This window comes from Leucobacter alluvii, from assembly GCF_039530485.1.
Classification (GTDB): domain Bacteria; phylum Actinomycetota; class Actinomycetes; order Actinomycetales; family Microbacteriaceae; genus Leucobacter; species Leucobacter alluvii.
This window is the reverse complement of record NZ_BAAAOP010000001.1, coordinates 274654-293258: the sequence shown is the minus strand read 5'-3', so window position 1 is coordinate 293258 and position 18605 is coordinate 274654. Positions and strand designations below refer to the sequence as shown.

The window sequence follows — 18605 nt, the reverse complement described above, 5'->3', positions numbered from 1 at the left end:
CGACTTCGCATCGGCGCATCGCTACATTCGGAACATTCTGACCCCGACACGGGAGCTGCATGTCGACGCTGACGTATCCGAACCTGTTCCGGCCCCTCACGCTGGGCGCCATCACACTTCCGAATCGAATCATCATGGGTTCGATGCACATCGGTCTCGAAGAGACGCCGGGCGGCTTCGACCGGCTGGCGGCGTTCTATCGCGAGCGCGTCGTCGGCGGCACGGGGCTCATCGTCACCGGCGGCGTCTCCCCCAACGACGAGGGCCGACTGACTCCGGGAGCGGCGATGCTCACGAGTGATGACGACATCGCCGATCACCGCGTCATCACCGACGCGGTGCATGACGCGGGTGGGCGCATCGTCCTGCAGATCCTTCACGCTGGACGCTACGGGGCGCACCCCGATATCGTCGCCCCGAGCCCCCTCCCTGCACCGATCTCCCCGATCACGCCGCGTGAACTCGGCGAGGCCGACATCGAACGCACCATCGACGATTTCGCGCACACGGCCGCGCTCGCATGTGCCGCCGGCTACGACGGTGTCGAGATCATGGGCTCGGAGGGATACCTCATCAACGAGTTCGCAGCGCCGCACACGAACCACCGCGCGGATGCGTGGGGCGGCGATGCGCAGCGTCGCGCACGATTCCCGGTCGAGATCGTGCGTCGGGTGCGTGCAGCGCTCGGCGAGGAGCGCATGCTCATCTACCGCCTCTCCATGCTCGACCTCGTACCCGACGGCTCCACACTCGACGAGGTGGTCGACCTGGCGCTCCGCGTCGAGGCCGCCGGCGCCTCGATGATCAACACCGGAATCGGTTGGCATGAGGCGCGGATCCCGACGATCGCGAGCTCGGTGCCCCGCGCGGCCTTCTCCTGGGTCACGCATCGCCTGATGGGCGCCGTGTCGATTCCGCTCATCGCCACGAACCGGATCAACACCCCCGAGAGCGCCGAAGCCGTGCTCGCCGAGGGATGCGCCGATATGGTGTCGCTCGCACGCCCGTTCCTGGCGGATCCAGCGTTCATCGCGAAAGCGGCTGCTGGCACCCCTGAACGCATCAATACCTGCATCGGGTGCAACCAAGCGTGCCTCGATCACACATTCGCCGGGAAAGTCGCATCGTGTCTCGTGAATCCCCGAGCCGGGCACGAGACTGAGCTCATCATCTCGCCGACGACCGCCCCCCGACGCATCGCCGTGGTCGGTTCGGGCCCTGCCGGCCTCTCGTGCGCGACGACCGCCGCCTCGCGCGGGCACGACGTGACGCTGTTCGAGGCCGATACCCGTATCGGCGGCCAGCTGAACGTCGCACTGCAGGTACCCGGCAAGAGCGAATTCCGGGAGACACTGCGGTACTTCGGAGTGCGTATCGCGGAGACCGGCGTCACCGTCCGGCTCGGCGAACGGGTCGACGCAGCATCGCTCGCCGCACAGGGCTTCGATGAGATCGTGCTCGCCACCGGAGTGCTGCCGCGACGACCGGTGATCGACGGCCTCGATCATCCGAGTGTCGTCGGCTATCTCGATGTGCTGCGCGATCGCGTTCCGGTCGGCCGGCGCGTCGCGATTCTCGGCGCCGGAGGCATCGGCTTCGACGTCGCCGAGTTCCTCACCTCGGATACCGAAGAGGATCCCGCAGACGTCGCTGGTTTCCTCTCCCACTGGGGAGTCGACGCGGAGTACCGCCGCCCCGGCGGACTGACCGTCGCCGTCGAAGCGCCCGCGAAACGCTCCGTCGTGATGCTGCAGCGCAGCGGCGGCAAGCTGGGCGCCGGGCTCGGCAAGACCACCGGGTGGATCCACCGGACCGAGCTGGCCCGCCGGGGCGTGCGCATGGTTCCGGGGGCGGAGTACCGGAGGATCGATGATGCAGGTCTGCACCTCGGACTCGAGGGCGAACCGGTGACCATCGAAGTCGACACCATCGTGCTGTGCACCGGCCAGGACCCGGCCCGCGATCTGCACGTCGAGCTCATCGGGCTCGGCATCGACGCGCATCTCATCGGCGGAGCCGATATCGCGGCAGAGCTCGACGCGAAACGCGCGATCGATCAGGGCACGCGACTTGCAGCGAGATTGTGAGGTGCATCCATGACGGACCACTCGGGTGCTGCTGACCGGCTCTCGCGCATGATTCGGATTCCCACCGTTTCTGCGGAGATCGAAGAACGGGGCAGCGCACCGTTCGAGGCGTTCGTCGAGCTGCTCGAAGAGCTGTATCCGAACGTGCATCGTCGGCTCGCGCGAGAGCGCATCACGGAACTCGGGCTGCTCTTCCACTGGCGCGGGGCCGACTCGGACAGTGATCCCGTTGTGCTCATGGCGCACTACGACGTGGTCCCGGTCGACGCGAGCGACGCCTGGACTCATCCGCCGTTCGAGGGCCGCATCGCCGATGGCTTCGTCCACGGGCGCGGTGCGCTCGACGACAAGGGGCCGCTGCTCGTGATCCTCGAGGCCGTCGAAACGCTGCTGCTGGAGGGATTCGCTCCCGCACGCGACGTGTACCTCTCCTTCGGCGGCAACGAGGAGACATTCGGAGATGCGGCGCGCACCATCGCGGAGACGTTCTCGGCACGGGGCATCACTCCATGGCTCGTGCTGGATGAGGGTGGCGCGGTGGTCGATGCTCCGCTGCCGTTCGTGCGCGGGCAGGCGGCGATGGTGGGCGTCGGCGAGAAGGGCGCGATGACCCTGCGGCTGAGCGCACGGGGCGACGGCGGCCATGCCTCAGCTCCACCGCCCCTCACCGCAGTCACCCGTGTCGCGCGCGCCGTGGCCCGCCTGCGCCCCCGCACATTTCCGACCAGCACTCCGCGCGGGGTCAGCCGCATGCTCGAGCGCCTCGTTCCGAGCACTCACGGACCCGCCCGCCTGCTGTACCGGCTGCTGGCCGCGCGGCCTCGTCTCACGGCGCGCCTCTTCGCATGGATGGGAGGCGAGCCGGCCGCGATGATCCGTACGACGATCGCGGCCACGATGCTCGAAGGCGGCACGGCGGCGAACGTACTCCCCTCGCGCGCAAGCGCCACCATCAACCTGCGCATCGCGCTCGGAGAGACCGTGGCTTCCACCGTGCAGCGCGTGCGGCGCCGAGTCGCCGACCGCGCCATCCGGATCGACGTCGTCGACGGCGAGGACCCCTCACCCGAATCATCGACCGAGAACGCGCAGTTCGGGATCATCGCGGACGCGGTGCGCACGTCGCACCCTGGAGCGAGCGCGGTGCCGTACGTGATGCTCGCGGCGACCGACTCGCGGCACTTCCATCGCTTCGCTCCAGCGGTGTACCGATTCGCGCCGCTCGCGATGTCGTCAGAACTCAGGGCGACGATCCACGGCGTCGACGAGCGCGTGGCCGTCGGCGAACTCGAACGCGGCATCCGGTTCCACCGCTCGCTCCTCCAGCGGCTCCCCGCTCGGCAGCTCCCGTGACGCGCGTACGACTCGGCGCGCTCGCCGGCGTGGTCGGGTTCCTCGCGTTCGTCGAGTTCACGAGCGGCTTTCTCCAGGGCTATTACACCCCGATGCTGTCCGATATCGCGCGGCACCTGCAGGTACCGGATGCCGACGTGAACTGGCTCGAGGGTTCGCAACTCATGCTGTCCGCGCTGGTCGTGCCGGTGCTCGCGAAACTCGGCGACATGATCGGGCACAAGCGAATCCTGCTCTGGTCCACGGCGGTGACCGCAGCGGCGACCCTCGCGCTGCCGTTCGCCGATACGTTCCCGCTCTTTCTCGCCGCATGGACAGTGCAGGGGGTGTACGTCGTCTGGCTGCCGCTCGAGATCGCGCTCATCTGGTCGCGCACGGCCGGCCGTGACGGACGCTCGTTGCTCACCGCACGGGCGGCAGGCCTGCTGGTCGCCGCGCTCGAACTCGGCGCGATCTCCGGCGCTCTCATCGGGGGGCGGCTCATCGACGGGTTCCCCATCTTCGGCGTGCTCCTGGTTCCGGGCGTGCTCGTCGTCACGTGCTTCTTCGTGATCATGTTCGGCGTCGGCGAATCCTCCGTGAAACTGGGCGGCCGACTCGACACCGTCGGGCTCATGCTCATCACCTTCGCGCTCCTGGCATTCACGGGCGGACTGAGTCTGCTGCGGATCGAAGGGGTGGAGAGCCCCCTCGCCTGGGGCGTCGTCGCGCTCGGCCTCCTCCTGTTCGTGCCGTTCGGACGGTGGGAGCTCCGACACCCCGATCCCCTCATCGACGTGCGCCTCTTCCGCTCACCGGCGCTCGCGCCGGTCTTCGTGACCGCGGCACTCTTCGGCATGAGCGTGCTCGGCGCACAAGCCCCGCTGTCGACCTTCATTCGAACGGATCCAGCCACCGCCGGGTACGGTCTCGGCATCGGCGGCTTCCTGACCTCGCTCGTCATCGGCGTCTATCTCATCGCGATGGTCGTCGGCGCGCTCGCGTATCCGCTGGTGGCCCGCTGGTCGACGCCGCGGAACGCGCTGGCAGCCGCCGCCCTCCTCGTCGCGATCGGCTACTTCATGTTCCTGCCGTTCCACACCGCTTACCCGCACATGATCATCAACATGATCGTCGCCGGGCTCGGTTCGGGCGCCCTGGTCGCGGCTCTGCCTGCGGCTGCGGCGGCCGGGGCGCCCGACCGTCTCACCGGCGTTGCGACGGGACTCACCAACTCGACGAAGACGGTGGGCGGCGCGATCGCATCGGCGATCTTCGGCATCGCGCTCCTGCACGGCGTCGCGGGCGCAGCCGGCGCGGATTCGGGGGGCAGCACCGCCGGCTCGTTCACCGGGTACGTCATCGTCTGGTGCGTCTGCGGGGGATCCGCTCTCGCGGCGTCGGCCGCGCTCCGGTTCGTGGTGCCGCAGCGCGCATTCGAGGATCGCCGTGCTGTCGCGAGCGATCGCTCGGCGCCGCGCTAGCCGTCCGACCCGTGCATCTCCTCCGCCGTGACGATCGCACCTTCGAGCAGTGCGTCGAGGCGGTGGCGTCCGGCGCCGAGCAGCGCCCACCGCCACACGGTTCCGACGAGCGCCGCCGCGTACCCAGCGGCCACGATCTCAGCCCGGCGCGCATCATGACCGTCGCGACGCAGGCGCGCCTCGATGGCCGCGGCGATCCTGAGCTGCCGGACCGCGCGTCCAGTCTCCAGCTCGCCCTCCACGTCCATCGTCCGCCCCTCGGCGATGGCGAGAGCCAGGATTTCCGGGACCTCCCCCGCGGCGAAGGTGCGAAGCGCCGTTCCAACGTCTCGGTCGTGCTCGCGCAATGCGCGTTCAAGGGCGGCGACCCTCGCGTCGAAGACGAACCACAGCATCTCCGCCTTCGATGAGAAGTAATTGAAGAAGCTCGAACGGCTGACGCCTGCGCGCCTGGTGATCTCGGTCACCGACGTCGCTTCGTACCCGCGTTCCAGGAAGAGCTCGCACGCGGCGTCCGCAAGCATCTCTCGCGAGGAGGCATGCGGACGCCCGCGGGTCGGAGACATGCTCACCACTGTAGCGAACGCACGCCCCGTCCTCGTGAGCCGCTGAGCGTCAGAGGTGCTTGCCGCCGGTCACCGGGAGCACGGCCCCCGACACGTACGACGCGTCCTCCGAAGCGAGGTATACGTATGCGCCGGCGAGTTCGGCCGGCTGCCCCGGGCGGCCGAGCGGCGTGTCCTCGCCGAAATGCACCTGCTTCTCGTCCCAGCCGGTGGCCGGGATGAGCGGCGTCCAGATCGGCCCGGGCGCCACGGCGTTGACGCGCACTCCGCGTTCGCCCTGCTGCTCGGCGAGCGCCTGCGTGAACGCGACGAGCCCCGCCTTGGTCATTGCGTAATCGAGCAGATCGGGCGACGGATTGTACGCCTGCACCGAGGCGGTGACGATGACGCTCGAACCGGGCTGCAGGTGCTCAGCCGCTTCGCGGAACAGCAGAATCGGTGCGACGAGATTCGTCGAGAACACGTTCTCGACGGCGTCCCGGGTCACCTCCGCGTTCGGCCCGCGCTCACGCTGGGTCGCCGCGTTCAGCACGAGGATGTCGAGGCCGCCGAGTTCCGAGACTGTGCGGCTCACCGTCTCGACGCAATCCGCCTCGTGTCGGAGATCGCCGGGCAGCAGCACCCCGCGCCGATTCGCGAGTTCGATCTGTTCGAGCGTCGCCTGCGCGTCCTCGTGCTCCTCTGGGAGGTACGCGATGGCGACATCCGCGCCTTCGCGCGCGAAGGCGATCGCCACGGCCCGTCCGATCCCGGAATCGCCCCCGGTGATGAGCGCGCGCATTCCGGCGAGCTTTCCCGTGCCGGTGTACGTGTCCTCGCCGTGGTCGGGCGCCGGCTGCATCGGCGCCGTGAGTCCGGGCTGCGACGGCTGCTCCTGCTGCGGCAGCGGGGCCTTCGGGTACTTCGTCCGCGGGTCCAGGTTCGGGGTCATGCGTCCTCCTCGGTGATCCGGTTACTGCGATGTTCAGGGGTATTCCATGCCGCCGAAGCGGCGGTCAATGCGAGCGCAGCAAGTCGATGAGCTCCTGCTTGCGCAGATCCGAGTAGCCGCTGAGCCCGAGTTCTTTCGCCCGTTTCTTCAGCTCCGGCACGGTGCGCTCGTCATAGTCCTCCGCGTGGCCGCCGCGCTTCCCCACGTTCGACCGGCCATCCTTCGCCGCCGCGTTCGAGATTCGGGCCGCCTTCTCAGCCGAGGCCCCGTCTTCGCGCAGTCGGTCGTACAGTTCGGGATCCTTCAGCTGCGGGGTCTTCGATTTCGGCATCGATCGTCCTCTCCTCAGTCGGGTGGTCCTCGGCATTCGACGCTAACCGAGCCATGCTCCGTCTCGCAGCCCCTCGACAGTCGCCGATGGGGTCGCTAGCCTTCGGCTGCGCTCCGGTCGTCATCGACCGCTGCGAGGTTTCGAACGGCGGGCCCCTCGAGCACCTCTCCCGTTGCGGAGAATCGCGAGGCGTGCAACGGGCAATCCCAGCTGCGCTCTGCAGGATTCCAGTTCACGATGCCGCCGAGGTGCGTGCACACAGCCGACACGCGGCAGAGCTTCCCGTCGACGCGTGAGACCGCGACCGGCCGGGCGCCCTCTCGCACGATCGCACCCTCCCCCTCCGCGAGGTCGGCCGCGCCAGAGCCGCTCAGCACCGCCTTGGTCCAGTCGACGGCGACATGCGCTGCGACCTCCGCGTTGACGCGCACCGCATCGGCGACGCCGGCGACACCGGGGCCCGCGTGGCGCATGGTGTCGGCCCAGTCGAGCCGGCCGCCGAGCATCTGCGACACGATCGCGAGGCTCGCGGCCACTGCATTCGTCATCCCCCACTTGTCGTAGCCCGTCGCGGTGAAGATGCGGCCGTGCCCTCCTGCGAGCGGACCCGCGAACGGGAGCGACGCGTGCCGCTGATAATCCTGCGCGGCCCACCACGTGACCCGCGGCCCGGCGCCGAGCTTCTGCTGCGCCCAGGCATCGAGTTCCGCCAGCGTGCGCACCGTGTCTCCGCCCCGTCCGGTCGTGTGCGCGCCGCCCCCGACGACGACCAGTGTCTGCCCATCGGTGCCGCGAGCGGTGCGCAGGGAGCGGTCCGGGGCGTCGATCGAGATGTGCATGCCGCGTGGGATGCGGTCCTCCGGCATGTCATAGGCGGTGACGAAGGAGCGCGAGGGCTCCAGTCGCGCGAAGAACAGACCTCGGTCGAGGATCGGCACACCCGTCGCGAGCACGCAGCGGTCGGCCGACACGACGCCGCCCGCGGTCTGCACCTGCAGGGCGTCGCCGTCCTCCTCCACCCCGTGCACGCGCCTCCGCTCATGGATCTCGCCGCCGCGCTCGAGCACTTCGGCGGCGAGCGCCGCCAGCACCTCGATGGGCTGCAACTGGACCTGGTCATCGAGCGTGATCGCCCCGGCGGTCGCGAACGGCAGGCCCGTATCGTCAGCCCAGCGCGCATCGACTCCTGCGACACGGCATGCCTCGAGCTCGCGCTCCAGGGCGTCGAGATGGTCCTCGCCATTGGCGTACGTCACGGCATCGCGCCGATCGATCGGCAGACCGAGTCGTTCGAGCTCGCGCACCATCCACGCCTGTCCCTCACGATTCGCCTCCGCATAGGCGACGAGCGCCTCGTCGCCGACGTGCCGCCGCACCTGCGAGAAGACGCTTCCCTGGAGGAGGCTGAGCTTGCCCGTCGTGTGCCCCGTCGTGACGGCTCCGACCGCGCGGGCCTCGAGCACGGCGACGCGCTGACCCGCTCTGCAGAGCAGGACCGCCGTCACGAGGCCGGTGAGTCCCGCGCCGACGACGACCGTGTCGTAGCGACGCCCGAGCGGCGTCGGCTCCGACGGGGAGACGGAGATGGTCGGGCCGGTGCGGTGCCACAGTGCAGTCATGATTCCAAGCTAGGAAGGACCTCGAACGGAGGGCAGGCCCTTGACAGGACGTGGCCCCGTGCCGTCCGCCGCATCCTCGCACCCGTCGAGGCGCGGGCGGCCGATGTTAGGTGAAGTTCGGCTCGGATGCAAGGCGCTGCCCGTCGCTGGGACCCGTGGCGATCCTGGAGCGGTAGCTGTACCCGTTCGGGCCGCACCGCGTGCGCCCGGCACACCGCGTCGGTCACTCACCACCGACCGCTCTCATTGGAGGAGGCCCATGCTCGCACCGAACCCGGCGTTCGCAGCATCCCCTGCACCCGTCGCTCCGGGCGGACGCGCCGACCGAGCAGCAGCAGACGCTGCGCGCAACGCGCACGCGATCGCCCTCCTCGCCGCTGCGCGGCGGGCCGACCCTGCAGGGCGACGGCGATTGCATCAGCGGGTCGTGGTCGAATATCTCGATCTGGCGCACTCCATCGCGCGCCGATACCGCGTGCGCCAGCAGGATGCGGCAGATCTCCGCCAGGTCGCGTGCATCGGGCTCGCGAAGGCCGTCGAGCGCTTCGACTCGGATCTCGGAGACGACCTCGTATCGTTCGCCGTGCCCACCATCGCCGGGGAGATCAAGCAGTATCTGCGCGACACGTCGTGGTTCGTGAGGCCCCCGCGACGTCTCCAGGAGCTCGCGATCGAGGTGCCTGCGGTGCGCGAAGTACTCGAGCATGAACTCGGGCGCGCGCCCCGGGTGGCGGAGCTCGCCGAAGTGCTGCACCGCCCACTGGCGCTGGTGGCCGAAGCGGTGCAGTGCCACTCCGCCCGTCAGGCGATCTCGCTGCACACTCCCATCCCCGGCGGCTCGGACGACCTCACGCTCGCGGACTCCCTGCCCTATCGGGAGTCCGAGTACGCGAGAACCGACCTCGCGCTGACGCTGGAACGAGCGACGCGCACTCTCACCTCGGAGGAGCGTCGCATCGTGCGGTTGCGATTCGAGGAGCAGCTCACCCAATCCGAGATCGCGCTCGAGTGCGGCGTCAGCCAGATGCAGGTGTCACGACTCCTGGCGAGCATCTTGCAGCGCTTGCGCGCTGCGCTCAACACCGACGTCGCTCGCGCCTGACGCCGCCGCGCGCCGGGCTCCTGGTTCCGCCGCGGAACCGGCGGAGGGCGCAGCATCGAGCGTCGACCGAGGCTCGGGCGGGAGCATGACGCCGCGCGCCGCCGAGACGACGGCTCCGGCCGTCACCGCGAGGAGCGCGGGATCCGGCTCCGTGGCGAATGCTTCGCCCCTGCGCACCGCGGCGTCGGTCAGCACCACGTGCGGGCCTGGAGGCGGCCCCCACTCCTCCGGCGGCGCAGGGCCGAAGATCACCACCGACGGCACCCCGTACGCGGAGGCGAGATGACCCGCTCCCGTGTCGGCCGTCACGACGAGCGGCGCGCGCGCGATGACTGCCGCGAATTCAGCCAGGCCGATCCTCCCGGCGAGCACATCGTCATCCGTCAACCCGGCCGCCTCGGCGACGGCGACGGCCCGCGGACGGTCCCGCTCATCGCCCGTCACGACGACGCGGCGCCCGTCCGCACGCAGGGCCCGCGCCACCTCGGCGAAGCGGTCGACGGGCCACTGCCGCGAACCGTAGAACGCGCCGACGTGCACGACGACCGCTCCCGTCACGGGCGGCACCGCCTCCGGCACCGCGATGCGCACCTCATCCGGGTCTCCCGCCGCCCCGAAGGCCGAGACCAAGCGCACCCAGCGCTCCCGTTCGAGCATCCCGTCCACCCAGGCTGGCGCCGCCTCGTCGTAGATGACGGGGTCATCCGGCAAACGGTGCACGATGCGCCGACGCGGTTCGAGCGCGTCGATGACCGCCCGGCTCTCCGGCCCGTTCCCGTGCAGGTTCACCGCGATATCGACGCTGCCGGGTTCGAGCGGCAGCGGATCATCGAGGCCGGGTGTCGGGAGGAGTTCATCGACGGCGTCGACGAGTCTGACGATCGGCGACAGCCAGCCGGGCGCCGCGAGCACGATCCGATGCTCCGGAAACGCGCGTCGGAGAGCGCGGAGCGCAGGAACCGCGACGAGCAGGTCTCCCAGTTTGAGCGTTCGCAGTACGAGCAGCACAGGACGATGCCGTCGAGTCATATGTGGTTCCCCTCTCGTGCGCGCCGCCCCGAGATCGCCTCGTCTGCGCAGAGCACCCACCACTGGACTACCGCACACCGGGGCGCGGCGCAAGGGGTCGGGCTCTGCGTTTACTCCTGCTCCTTCGGGGAATGAGGGAGGTATGACTGAACCCGCAGTACCCGTGCACGCCGTGCTGTTCGATCGCGATGACACCCTCATCGTCGACGTTCCGTACAACGGCGACCCCGAGGCCGTGCGCCCGATGCCGTCGGCCCGCGCCGCGGTCGATCGGGTGCGGGCGGCCGGGATTCCCGTCGGCGTCATCAGCAATCAGTCGGGCATCGCTCGCGGGCTGCTGAGCGAGGAACAGGTGCGTCGCGTGAACGAACGCGTCGAGCAGTTGCTCGGCCCGTTCGACGTCTGGCGCATCTGCCCGCACGCCCCGCGCGACGCGTGCGACTGCCGCAAGCCGAGGCCGGGAATGATCGTGTCGGCTGCCGCTGAGCTCGGGGTGGCTGCTGAGAACGTCGTGATGATCGGCGATATCGGCGCCGACGTGGATGCGGCAGAAGCTGCGGGTGCGCGCGGCATCCTCGTACCGACTCGTCTCACGCTGCAGCAGGAGCGCGACGACGCGACGACGGTCGCCGAGACGATCGCGGAAGCGGTGGAGATCGCGCTCGGCAACAGGTCGGGAGCGGATCGATGAGCGCGCCGGTGCTCGTCGCCAGGCTCGACAGCATGGGCGACGTGCTCATCTCGGGCCCGGCGGTTCGCGCTGTCGCGCACCAGGCAGAGGTCGTCATGCTGTGCGGGCCGTTGGGTGCCGGCGGAGCGGCTCTGCTGCCGGGCGTCAGCCGCACCATCGTCTGGGAGGCGCCGTGGATCTCGGAGCCCTGGCGCGAGGTGAGCCGGGAGCACGCCGAGCAGCTCATCGCGAGCGTGCGCGATACCGGCGCCGCAGCGGCGGTCATTCTCACCTCGTTCCACCAGTCGCCGCTCCCCCTGGCGCTCCTGCTGCGACTTGCGGGAGTGGAACGCATCACGGGCGCCTCCGTCGACCACCCCGGGTCCTTGCTCGACGTGCGACTGCGCCCCGGTGAGGATCTTCGCGAAGACATCCCTGAGCCGGAGCGCGCTCTCGCGATCGCGGAGGCCGCCGGGTACCCGAGCATGGACGACGGGCGTCTCGCGGTCGTGCCGACGCCTGACACCCGGGCGTTCACAGGCGGCGCGCCGTACGTCGCGCTGCATGCCGGCGCAGCGGTGGCGGCCAGGCGGTGGCCCGTTCTCCACTTCGCACGCCTCGCTCAGTTGCTCGGCCAGACCGGACGTCAGGTGGTGCTGACGGGGAGCGCCGGGGAGGCGGATCTCACCGGACGCATCCGCGCGGAGGCGCCGGAGGCGATCGACCTCGCGGGAGCGTGCTCGACGCTGGAGCTGGCAGGCGTGCTCGCGGGTGCGGACGTGCTGGTATCGGGAAACAGCGGACCGGCGCATCTGGCAGCTGCGGTCGGCACTCCCGTGGTGAGCCTGTTCTCACCGGTGGTCCCAGCCGTGAAATGGGCGCCGCACGGAGTCCCCGTGCGGCTGCTGGGCGACCAGCTCGCACCCTGCAAGGATTCGCGCGCCCGTGACTGCCCCGTCGCGGGGCACCCCTGCCTCGCCGGTGTGGCACCTGCAGCGGTGCTCGCGGCGATCGAGGAGCTCGAACCACTCGGACGCGACCGAGATCGCGCTCATCACGCACAGCCCGCGCGCGCAGTTCCGCGCGCGCAGGGCGTACAGGAAGGACGACGATGAAGATTTTGGTGTGGTACCTGCACGGCGGCTGGATGCAGGCGTTCCTGAGCGGTTCGCACGAGTATCTCGTGCCGGCGGAGCCGGGGCGCGACATGCCGCCGCTCCCCCCGCACGCCCGTCGAATCGAGGCGGCCGAACTCGCCGACGTCGACGTCGACCTCGTCGTGCTGCAACGCATCGAAGAGCTCGAGTGGGCCGAGTCGCTGCTCGGGCGGCGCCCCGTCCGAGACGTTCCGGCCGTGTTCGTCGAGCACAACACCCCGAAGCGCTCGCCGGTGGCAGAGCGCCACTTCCTGAGCGATCGCACCGACATCCCGGTCGTGCACGTCACGCACTTCAACCGCCTCATCTGGGACTGCGGCTCGGCACCGACGGTCGTCATCGAGCACGGCATCCCCGACCCGGGTCAGCAGTACACGGGAGCCGTCGAAGCGCTCGGCGTCGTGATCAACGAACCAGTGCGGCGCGGGCGAGTCACGGGCACCGACCTGCTGCCCGCATTCGCGAGTGCCGGGCGGCTGGACTGCTTCGGGATCGCCACCGACCGTCTGCCGGCCGCACTCGATCTGGGGCCGGACCGTCTCCGCGTCGTCGGAGATCTGCCGACGGAGCGACTGCACGCGGAACTCGCCCAGCGTCGGGCCTACGTGCATCCGATGCGGTGGACGTCCCTCGGACTCTCGTTGCTCGAGGCGATGTTCCTCGGCATGCCGGTGCTCGTGCTCGACGCCACCGAAGCTGCGCGCGCCGTGCCGCCCGAGGCCGGGGCCCGCTCGGCGGATCCGGCAGAACTGGTCGCGACCGCCGACCTGCTGCTCCTCGATCCCGACGAGGCGCATCGACGCGGTGCCGTCGCGCGAGAAGCCGCGATCGCGCGGTACGGCCTCCGACGCTTCCTGGATGACTGGGACGCGGTCCTGGCCGACACCCGTGATGCCCACACCCGTCGCGCCCGGGCGCGCGTAGACGCCCCCCACCTGATCACCGAAGGAGCTTCATCGTGAAGATCGCCATGGTGTCCGAGCACGCCAATCCCCTCGCCACTCCGGGCAGCGTGGATGCCGGCGGCCAGAACGTGCACGTCGCCGCGCTGTCACGGGCGCTCGCGGAGCGCGGCCACCGGGTCACCGTGTTCACGCGCAGGGATGACCCGACCACCCCGACGCGCGTGCCCCTGTGCCCGGGAGTCGAAGTCGTGCATCTCACCGCGGGCCCGCAGCGCCACGTGCCGAAGGACGACCTCCTCCCGCACCTCCCGGCCCTCTCAGCTGGGCTCGCAGCTGCGTGGCGCTTCGACCGCCCCGACGTCGTGCACAGTCACTTCTGGATGTCGGGCATCGCCGCCCTCGACGCCGCAGCCGAGCGGGGCACGGGCCATCCGCCAGTGCTGCACACCTTCCATGCGCTCGGCTCGGTGAAGCGACGGTACCAGGGCGCTGCCGATACGAGCCCGGCCGAACGCGCGCGGCTCGAGCCGCTCGTGGGCCAGCGTGCAGCTACAGTGATCGCCACGTGCCCGGACGAGGTCGCAGAACTGCGGCTCCTCGGCGTCCCGGAAGACCGCATCGAGATCGCTCCGTGCGGCGTCGACCTCGGCATGTTCCAGAACACCGGCCGCGCCGCCGCTCGAGGAGCGACCTTCCGCGTGCTCAGTCTCGGGCGTCTCGTCCCGCGGAAGGGCGTCGACATCGCCATCCGCGCAGTCGGTCTGCTGCATGAGCAGGGAATCGACGACGTCGAGCTGCACATCGTCGGAACCGGGGATGCGCCCGCTGGCGAATCCGGACCCGACGCCGAGACGGTCCGCCTCACGGCGCTCGCCGAATCACTCGGCGTCTCGGATCAGGTGCGATTCCTGGGCCGCGTGCCGCGCGATGACGTCCCGGCACTGATCCGCGAGGCCGACGCCGTCGTCTGCACCCCCTGGTACGAGCCGTTCGGCATCGTTCCCCTCGAGAGCATGGCCTGCGGCACACCGGTCGTCGCCGCGAACGTCGGCGGCCTGGGAGACACGGTGGTCGACGGAGTGACCGGGCTGCTCGTGCCGCCGCAAGACGCACCGGCCGTCGCCGATGCATTCGCCCGGCTCCGTGCCGATCCCGCCTTCGCCGCGACGCTCGGGGCGGCGGGGCGCATGCGCGTCGAAGCCAGATACAGCTGGGAGCGCGTCGCCGCTCGCACCGAGCGCATCTACGAACGCGCACTGCAGCACACCAGACAACGCACCGACCGCGCTTCGAGCGCACAATTCGCGGAGGCCGCACTATGACCACCCCAACGCTCACCCAGGCGCCGATCGCCGCCGAGCGATCGACGGCGAACGCCGTCACCGACCACTTCGACGCGCTCGCGCAAGCTCTCGCTCAGGCTCGCCGGCACGCGACCCACCTCGAGGCATGGGGCGTCGAGCTCGCGACCCGACTCCGCGCGGGCAGACGCCTGCTGGTCGGCGGCAACGGCGGCTCGGCCGCCGAGGCTCAGCACCTCACCGCTGAGCTCGTCGGTCGCTATCGCGATGACCGCGCCGCCTACTCTGCGATCTCGCTGCACGCCGAGACGTCGAGCATCACCGCGATCGGCAACGACTACGGATTCGACCAGGTGTTCGCACGTCAGGTGCGGGCGCACGCAAGAGCCGGAGACATCGTGCTGCTGCTCTCGACCAGCGGAGGCAGCCCGAACCTGCTCGAGGCCGCGCGCGCGGCAGAGGAGTCGGGCGCGACGAGCTGGGCGCTCACCGGGCCGGGACCGAATCCACTGGCGCGCCTCTGCGACGATGCGATCTGCTTGGACGGCGCGTCACCCCATGTGCAGGAGTGCCAGCTCGCGGCGATCCATGCGATGTGCGAAGTGTTCGACGCCTGCGTGGGAACGGAGCCCCAATCATGAAGATCGTCATTGTCGGAGACACGCTCCTCGACGAGGACATCGACGGCGTCGCGGAACGCTTCCAACCCGACGCCCCGGTCCCAGTGGTCGACGTGCAGACGCGCCGCTCCCGCGCGGGGGGCGCAGGGCTCGTCGCACGCCTGCTGCAGCACGACGGGCACGACGTCACGCTCGTGACCGCGCTCTCCTCGGACGAACCGGCGGAGCGGCTCCGCGCCCACCTCGACGGCATCCACCTGGTCGCCGGGCTGCTGCCAGCCCCCACCCCGGTGAAGACACGACTGCGCGCGGCTGGCCAGCCCGTCGCCCGCATCGACGACGGCTGCGGCGATCCCGTGCTGCCCCACATCACCCGGGAGATGCTCGGCGCCATCGGCGAGGCGGACGCGATCATCGTCTCCGACTACGGCCGTGCGCTCACGGCGCACCCTGAAATCCGTGTCGCCCTGCATCGACGGGGGTCGCGCGTACCGCTCGTCTGGGACCCGCATCCGCGGGGCGCCGATCCGGTTCCCTCTGCGAGCCTCGTGACGCCCAACCTCTCAGAGGCCGCGAAGGCCGCCGGCACCTCCGCCGACGCCGCGTCTGCAGCCGGTGCCGCCGCGCGCCTGCGAGAGCGCTGGGGGTGCGCGGCGGTCGTCGTCACGCTCGGCTCAGAAGGCGCGCTGCTGCTCGACGCCGATCACGCTCCGGCCCTCATCCCCGCACGTCCCGTCGACGCCGCCGACGCCTGCGGAGCCGGAGATCGTTTCGCCGCCTCGGCACTCCTCGCCCTCGCCGCCGGCGACTCCCTCCCCGACGCGGTGCGGAGCGCGGTCGACGCCGCCGGCGATTTCCTGTCGTCGGGAGGCGTCGCAGCGCTCGGCGCAACCGGGCTTCCACGTGCGCGTACTGCGGGCGCCGACGCCTTCGCGATCGCCGAGCAGGTGCGGAGTTCGGGCGGCACCGTCGTCGCGACGGGCGGATGCTTCGATCTGCTGCACGCGGGGCATGTGCGCACGCTCGCAGCCGCGCGCGGACTCGGAGACTGCCTGATCGTGTGCCTGAACTCCGACGAATCGGTCCGCCGTCTCAAGGGCGATGAGCGTCCGCTCATCAGCGAGCAGGATCGGGTGGAGCTGCTGACGGCGCTGAGCTGCGTCGACGCCGTCGTGGTGTTCGCCGAGGACGACCCCCAGGCCGTGCTCGACCGCCTGCGGCCCGACGTCTGGGTCAAAGGCGGCGACTACAGCGCCCAGGCCCTCCCCGAAGCCGCGCTCGTCGAGTCCTGGGGCGGGCGGGTCCTCACGCTTCCCTATCATCTCGGCCGGTCGACCACGGCCCTTGCTGAGGCCATCGCCCGCGTCGGCTGACACGATCCCCCGCGCGGCCCTGCGTCGCGCACTGCTCACCTCGTCCCACCTGAGAAAGGACCCTCGATGACCCTCTCCACCACTCCCTCCCCGCTCGGCCGCGTCCTCATCACCGGCGGGAGTTCCGGGCTCGGCGCCGCCGTGGCGCACGCCGTCGCTGAGGCGGGAGGCACCCCGGCCATCATCGATCTCGACGTCAGCGCCTGGCACGATCGCGCGGTCGCGCAGGCGGCCGACGTCTCCGACCGCGCGCAGGTGGAGTACGCCGTCGCCGCCATCGCCGAAGAGCTCGGCGGCATCGACGCCGTCGTCACCGCCGCCGGCATCGACCGGTGCGGTCGGCTCGAAGACGTGGACGCGACCGAGTGGGAGCGCGTGATCGGCGTGAATCTGCTCGGCACCGTATCGACGGTCCGCGCGGCGCTGCCGCACCTCGAGCGCGGCCACGGCCGCGTCGTGACGATCGCGTCTTCGCTCGCACTCCGCGCGCTCCCCGAGGCGACGGCCTATTGCGCCTCGAAGTTCGGGGTGCTCGGTTTCTCGCGAGCGCTCGCCGCAGAGACCGCGGGTCGTCTCGGCGTGACCACGTTGATTCCCGCCGGGATGCAGACGTCGTTCTTCGACGATCGACCCGAGCAGTACCGGCCGGCTGCCGACGCGCAACTCAACGATCCGGCCAACGTCGCCAGAGCCGTGCTCTTCGCCCTGCAGCAGCCACCGCGATCCGAGGTTCGCGAGCTCGTGATCGCACCGGAGGACGAGCCGTCATGGCCGTAGCCCGGTGGCCGGAGCGCGCGCGACCCTCAGCGCGCGCGCTCCGCGAGCAGTGCTCGGGCGTCGGCCAGCACCGCTTCCGTGCTGACATCGGCGACGAACGAGTCATCGTGCTCGCATCTCGGCGCCGTCCATCCCACCTGGGTGCTGTCGCGGCCGCACACCGGGCAGTTCGTGGTCCACGACAGCTGCACCCGGTGCTCCCCCCGCCCCATCGGGCCGGCGTTGAGCAGGTTTCCGCACCAGAAGACGGACGCGGTCGACGTTCCGACCGCCTGGGCGAGGTGCCGGGGGCCGCTGTCGTTGGCCAGGCAGAGGTCGGCCGAGGCGAGCACACCGGGAAGTTCGTCGAACGAGAGCTTCCCCGCGAGATTCAGCGGTGCGGCAGCAGCTCCGGCTGCGACAGCCGCACGGACGAAGTCGTCCGCGAGCCGCTGCTCGGAGGCGTCGCCGATCACCGCGACCCCCGCGCCGGAGCGCGACAGCTCCGCCGCGACCGCGCCGAAGCGTTCGACGGGCCAGCGGCGCCGCGGATCGGTCGCCCCGGGGTGCACGACCACGATCGGGCCGTCGGCTTCGCCCAGGCGGGCTCGGCCGAGCTCCACGTCTTCGGGCGCGACGATCACACGCGGTTCGAGATCGACGGGGGCAGCGCCCGCCAGCGCGGCGACCTCGAGCCATCGCATCACCTCGTGCTGGTAGTAGACGTACGGCAGCGACCGCTCGAGCGCGAGCGCATCATCGGTGCGCGTGCCGATCGTGCACCGGGCGCCGAGACCGGCCACGAACGGATTCGAGAAGCGGCCTCCTCCGTGCACCTGAGCGGCGAGGTCGTAGCCGGCTCCGCGCTGCTCGGCGATGAAGCGTCGCAGCGCCTCCGGGTCGACCGCTGCCCCGCTCGGTTCGTAAACGCCCTCCGCCACGGGCAGTCGCACGATGCGGTGCGGTGCGCCGACGCGGCCGTCGAGCAGTCGCGCCGCCGGCGTGCCGAGCAGCGTGATCTCGGCTTCCGGGTAGGCGGACGCGAGGGCCGTGATGGCCGGGAGCGCGAACAGCAGATCCCCGATACCGCCGCCGCGCAGCACTGCGATCTTCCGCACCCCGTCGATCTTCTCGCGCAGCGCACCGACGATCGGTCTCCTCGGGATCACCGCTGGCCCTGCAGCGTGGTCGGCGCCCTCCGAGGTGCGGTACGGGTCGTGCGGCATGTGTTCCTCCATCTCGCGATGACGTGTCCGGTATCCGGCGCGCAACGCGCCTGCTCTTCTTCTGCCCGCTTCGCCCCGGTTTCAAACGGACCGGTCATCGTTCCCCAGGAAAGGCG

Annotated in this window: 17 protein-coding genes; 11 read left to right on the top strand and 6 right to left on the bottom strand. The window is 70.5% G+C overall.

The features are described 5' to 3' along the window. The first annotated feature begins 59 nt into the window (after positions 1 to 59). From ABFX18_RS01340 to ABFX18_RS01330, 3 genes are read left to right on the top strand one after another with little or no spacing between them, the layout of a single operon-like run. Positions 60 to 2087: an oxidoreductase gene (locus tag ABFX18_RS01340; protein ID WP_346057118.1), complete on the top strand. Its 2028-nt coding sequence runs from the start codon at positions 60 to 62 to the stop codon at positions 2085 to 2087. A 9-nt stretch (positions 2088 to 2096) separates the two neighbouring features. Beyond that, the gene (locus tag ABFX18_RS01335; protein ID WP_346057117.1) at positions 2097 to 3440 is read left to right on the top strand and encodes a M20/M25/M40 family metallo-hydrolase; all 1344 of its coding nucleotides are present in this window, start codon (positions 2097 to 2099) and stop codon (positions 3438 to 3440) included. Further along, entirely contained in the window at positions 3437 to 4903 is a 1467-nt protein-coding gene (locus tag ABFX18_RS01330; protein ID WP_346057116.1) for an MFS transporter, read from the top strand. Before ABFX18_RS01335 ends, ABFX18_RS01330 begins: the two co-directional genes overlap by 4 nt. Here ABFX18_RS01330 and ABFX18_RS01325 read toward each other — a convergent pair. The 4 genes from ABFX18_RS01325 to ABFX18_RS01310 form a co-directional block, all read right to left on the bottom strand. After that, positions 4900 to 5469, bottom strand: a complete 570-nt coding sequence (locus ABFX18_RS01325; protein ID WP_200331450.1) for a TetR/AcrR family transcriptional regulator — start codon at positions 5467 to 5469, stop codon at positions 4900 to 4902. The genes ABFX18_RS01330 and ABFX18_RS01325 overlap by 4 nt on opposite strands. 49 nt (positions 5470 to 5518) lie before the next feature. After that, positions 5519 to 6400, bottom strand: a complete 882-nt coding sequence (locus ABFX18_RS01320; protein WP_090150698.1) for an SDR family oxidoreductase — start codon at positions 6398 to 6400, stop codon at positions 5519 to 5521. A gap of 64 nt (positions 6401 to 6464) precedes the next feature. Continuing rightward, the gene (locus ABFX18_RS01315; RefSeq protein WP_200331447.1) at positions 6465 to 6731 is read right to left on the bottom strand and encodes a DUF7218 family protein; all 267 of its coding nucleotides are present in this window, start codon (positions 6729 to 6731) and stop codon (positions 6465 to 6467) included. Positions 6732 to 6826: 95 nt separating this feature from the next. After that, the gene (locus ABFX18_RS01310; protein WP_346057115.1) at positions 6827 to 8350 is read right to left on the bottom strand and encodes an FAD-dependent oxidoreductase; all 1524 of its coding nucleotides are present in this window, start codon (positions 8348 to 8350) and stop codon (positions 6827 to 6829) included. Between the two features lie 259 nt (positions 8351 to 8609). Between ABFX18_RS01310 and ABFX18_RS01305 the strand changes: the two genes are divergently transcribed. Continuing rightward, positions 8610 to 9452 carry a sigma-70 family RNA polymerase sigma factor gene (locus tag ABFX18_RS01305; RefSeq protein ID WP_346057114.1) on the top strand — a complete coding sequence of 281 codons (843 nt, stop codon included), beginning with the start codon at positions 8610 to 8612 and terminating at the stop codon, positions 9450 to 9452. Here ABFX18_RS01305 and ABFX18_RS01300 read toward each other — a convergent pair. After that, entirely contained in the window at positions 9384 to 10481 is a 1098-nt protein-coding gene (locus ABFX18_RS01300; protein ID WP_346057113.1) for a glycosyltransferase family 9 protein, read from the bottom strand. The genes ABFX18_RS01305 and ABFX18_RS01300 overlap by 69 nt on opposite strands. A gap of 142 nt (positions 10482 to 10623) precedes the next feature. Here ABFX18_RS01300 and ABFX18_RS01295 point away from each other — a divergent pair, with 142 nt between their 5' ends. The 7 genes from ABFX18_RS01295 (at position 10624) to ABFX18_RS01265 (ending at position 17284) form a co-directional block, all read left to right on the top strand. After that, on the top strand, positions 10624 to 11172 hold the full coding sequence (locus tag ABFX18_RS01295) for a D-glycero-alpha-D-manno-heptose-1,7-bisphosphate 7-phosphatase (protein ID WP_346057112.1): 549 nt from the start codon (positions 10624 to 10626) through the stop codon (positions 11170 to 11172). Continuing rightward, positions 11169 to 12266: a glycosyltransferase family 9 protein gene (locus tag ABFX18_RS01290; protein WP_346057111.1), complete on the top strand. Its 1098-nt coding sequence runs from the start codon at positions 11169 to 11171 to the stop codon at positions 12264 to 12266. Before ABFX18_RS01295 ends, ABFX18_RS01290 begins: the two co-directional genes overlap by 4 nt. After that, positions 12263 to 13270: a glycosyltransferase gene (locus ABFX18_RS01285; protein ID WP_346057110.1), complete on the top strand. Its 1008-nt coding sequence runs from the start codon at positions 12263 to 12265 to the stop codon at positions 13268 to 13270. The genes ABFX18_RS01290 and ABFX18_RS01285 overlap by 4 nt, the downstream gene beginning before the upstream one ends. Beyond that, positions 13267 to 14535, top strand: coding sequence for a glycosyltransferase (locus ABFX18_RS01280; RefSeq protein WP_346057109.1), 1269 nt, complete (start codon positions 13267 to 13269; stop codon positions 14533 to 14535). Before ABFX18_RS01285 ends, ABFX18_RS01280 begins: the two co-directional genes overlap by 4 nt. Beyond that, positions 14532 to 15155: a D-sedoheptulose-7-phosphate isomerase gene (locus tag ABFX18_RS01275; RefSeq protein ID WP_200331431.1), complete on the top strand. Its 624-nt coding sequence runs from the start codon at positions 14532 to 14534 to the stop codon at positions 15153 to 15155. The genes ABFX18_RS01280 and ABFX18_RS01275 overlap by 4 nt, the downstream gene beginning before the upstream one ends. Next, positions 15152 to 16507, top strand: a complete 1356-nt coding sequence (gene rfaE2, locus ABFX18_RS01270; protein WP_346057108.1) for a D-glycero-beta-D-manno-heptose 1-phosphate adenylyltransferase — start codon at positions 15152 to 15154, stop codon at positions 16505 to 16507. The genes ABFX18_RS01275 and rfaE2 overlap by 4 nt, the downstream gene beginning before the upstream one ends. 66 nt (positions 16508 to 16573) lie before the next feature. After that, positions 16574 to 17284 carry an SDR family oxidoreductase gene (locus tag ABFX18_RS01265; RefSeq protein WP_346057107.1) on the top strand — a complete coding sequence of 237 codons (711 nt, stop codon included), beginning with the start codon at positions 16574 to 16576 and terminating at the stop codon, positions 17282 to 17284. Positions 17285 to 17310: 26 nt separating this feature from the next. On the opposite strand, the gene ABFX18_RS01260 is transcribed toward ABFX18_RS01265, so the two are convergent. Next, a complete protein-coding gene (locus tag ABFX18_RS01260) occupies positions 17311 to 18489 on the bottom strand; it encodes a glycosyltransferase family 9 protein (protein ID WP_346057106.1) in 1179 nt (392 codons plus the stop codon). Between the last annotated feature and the right edge of the window lie 116 nt (positions 18490 to 18605).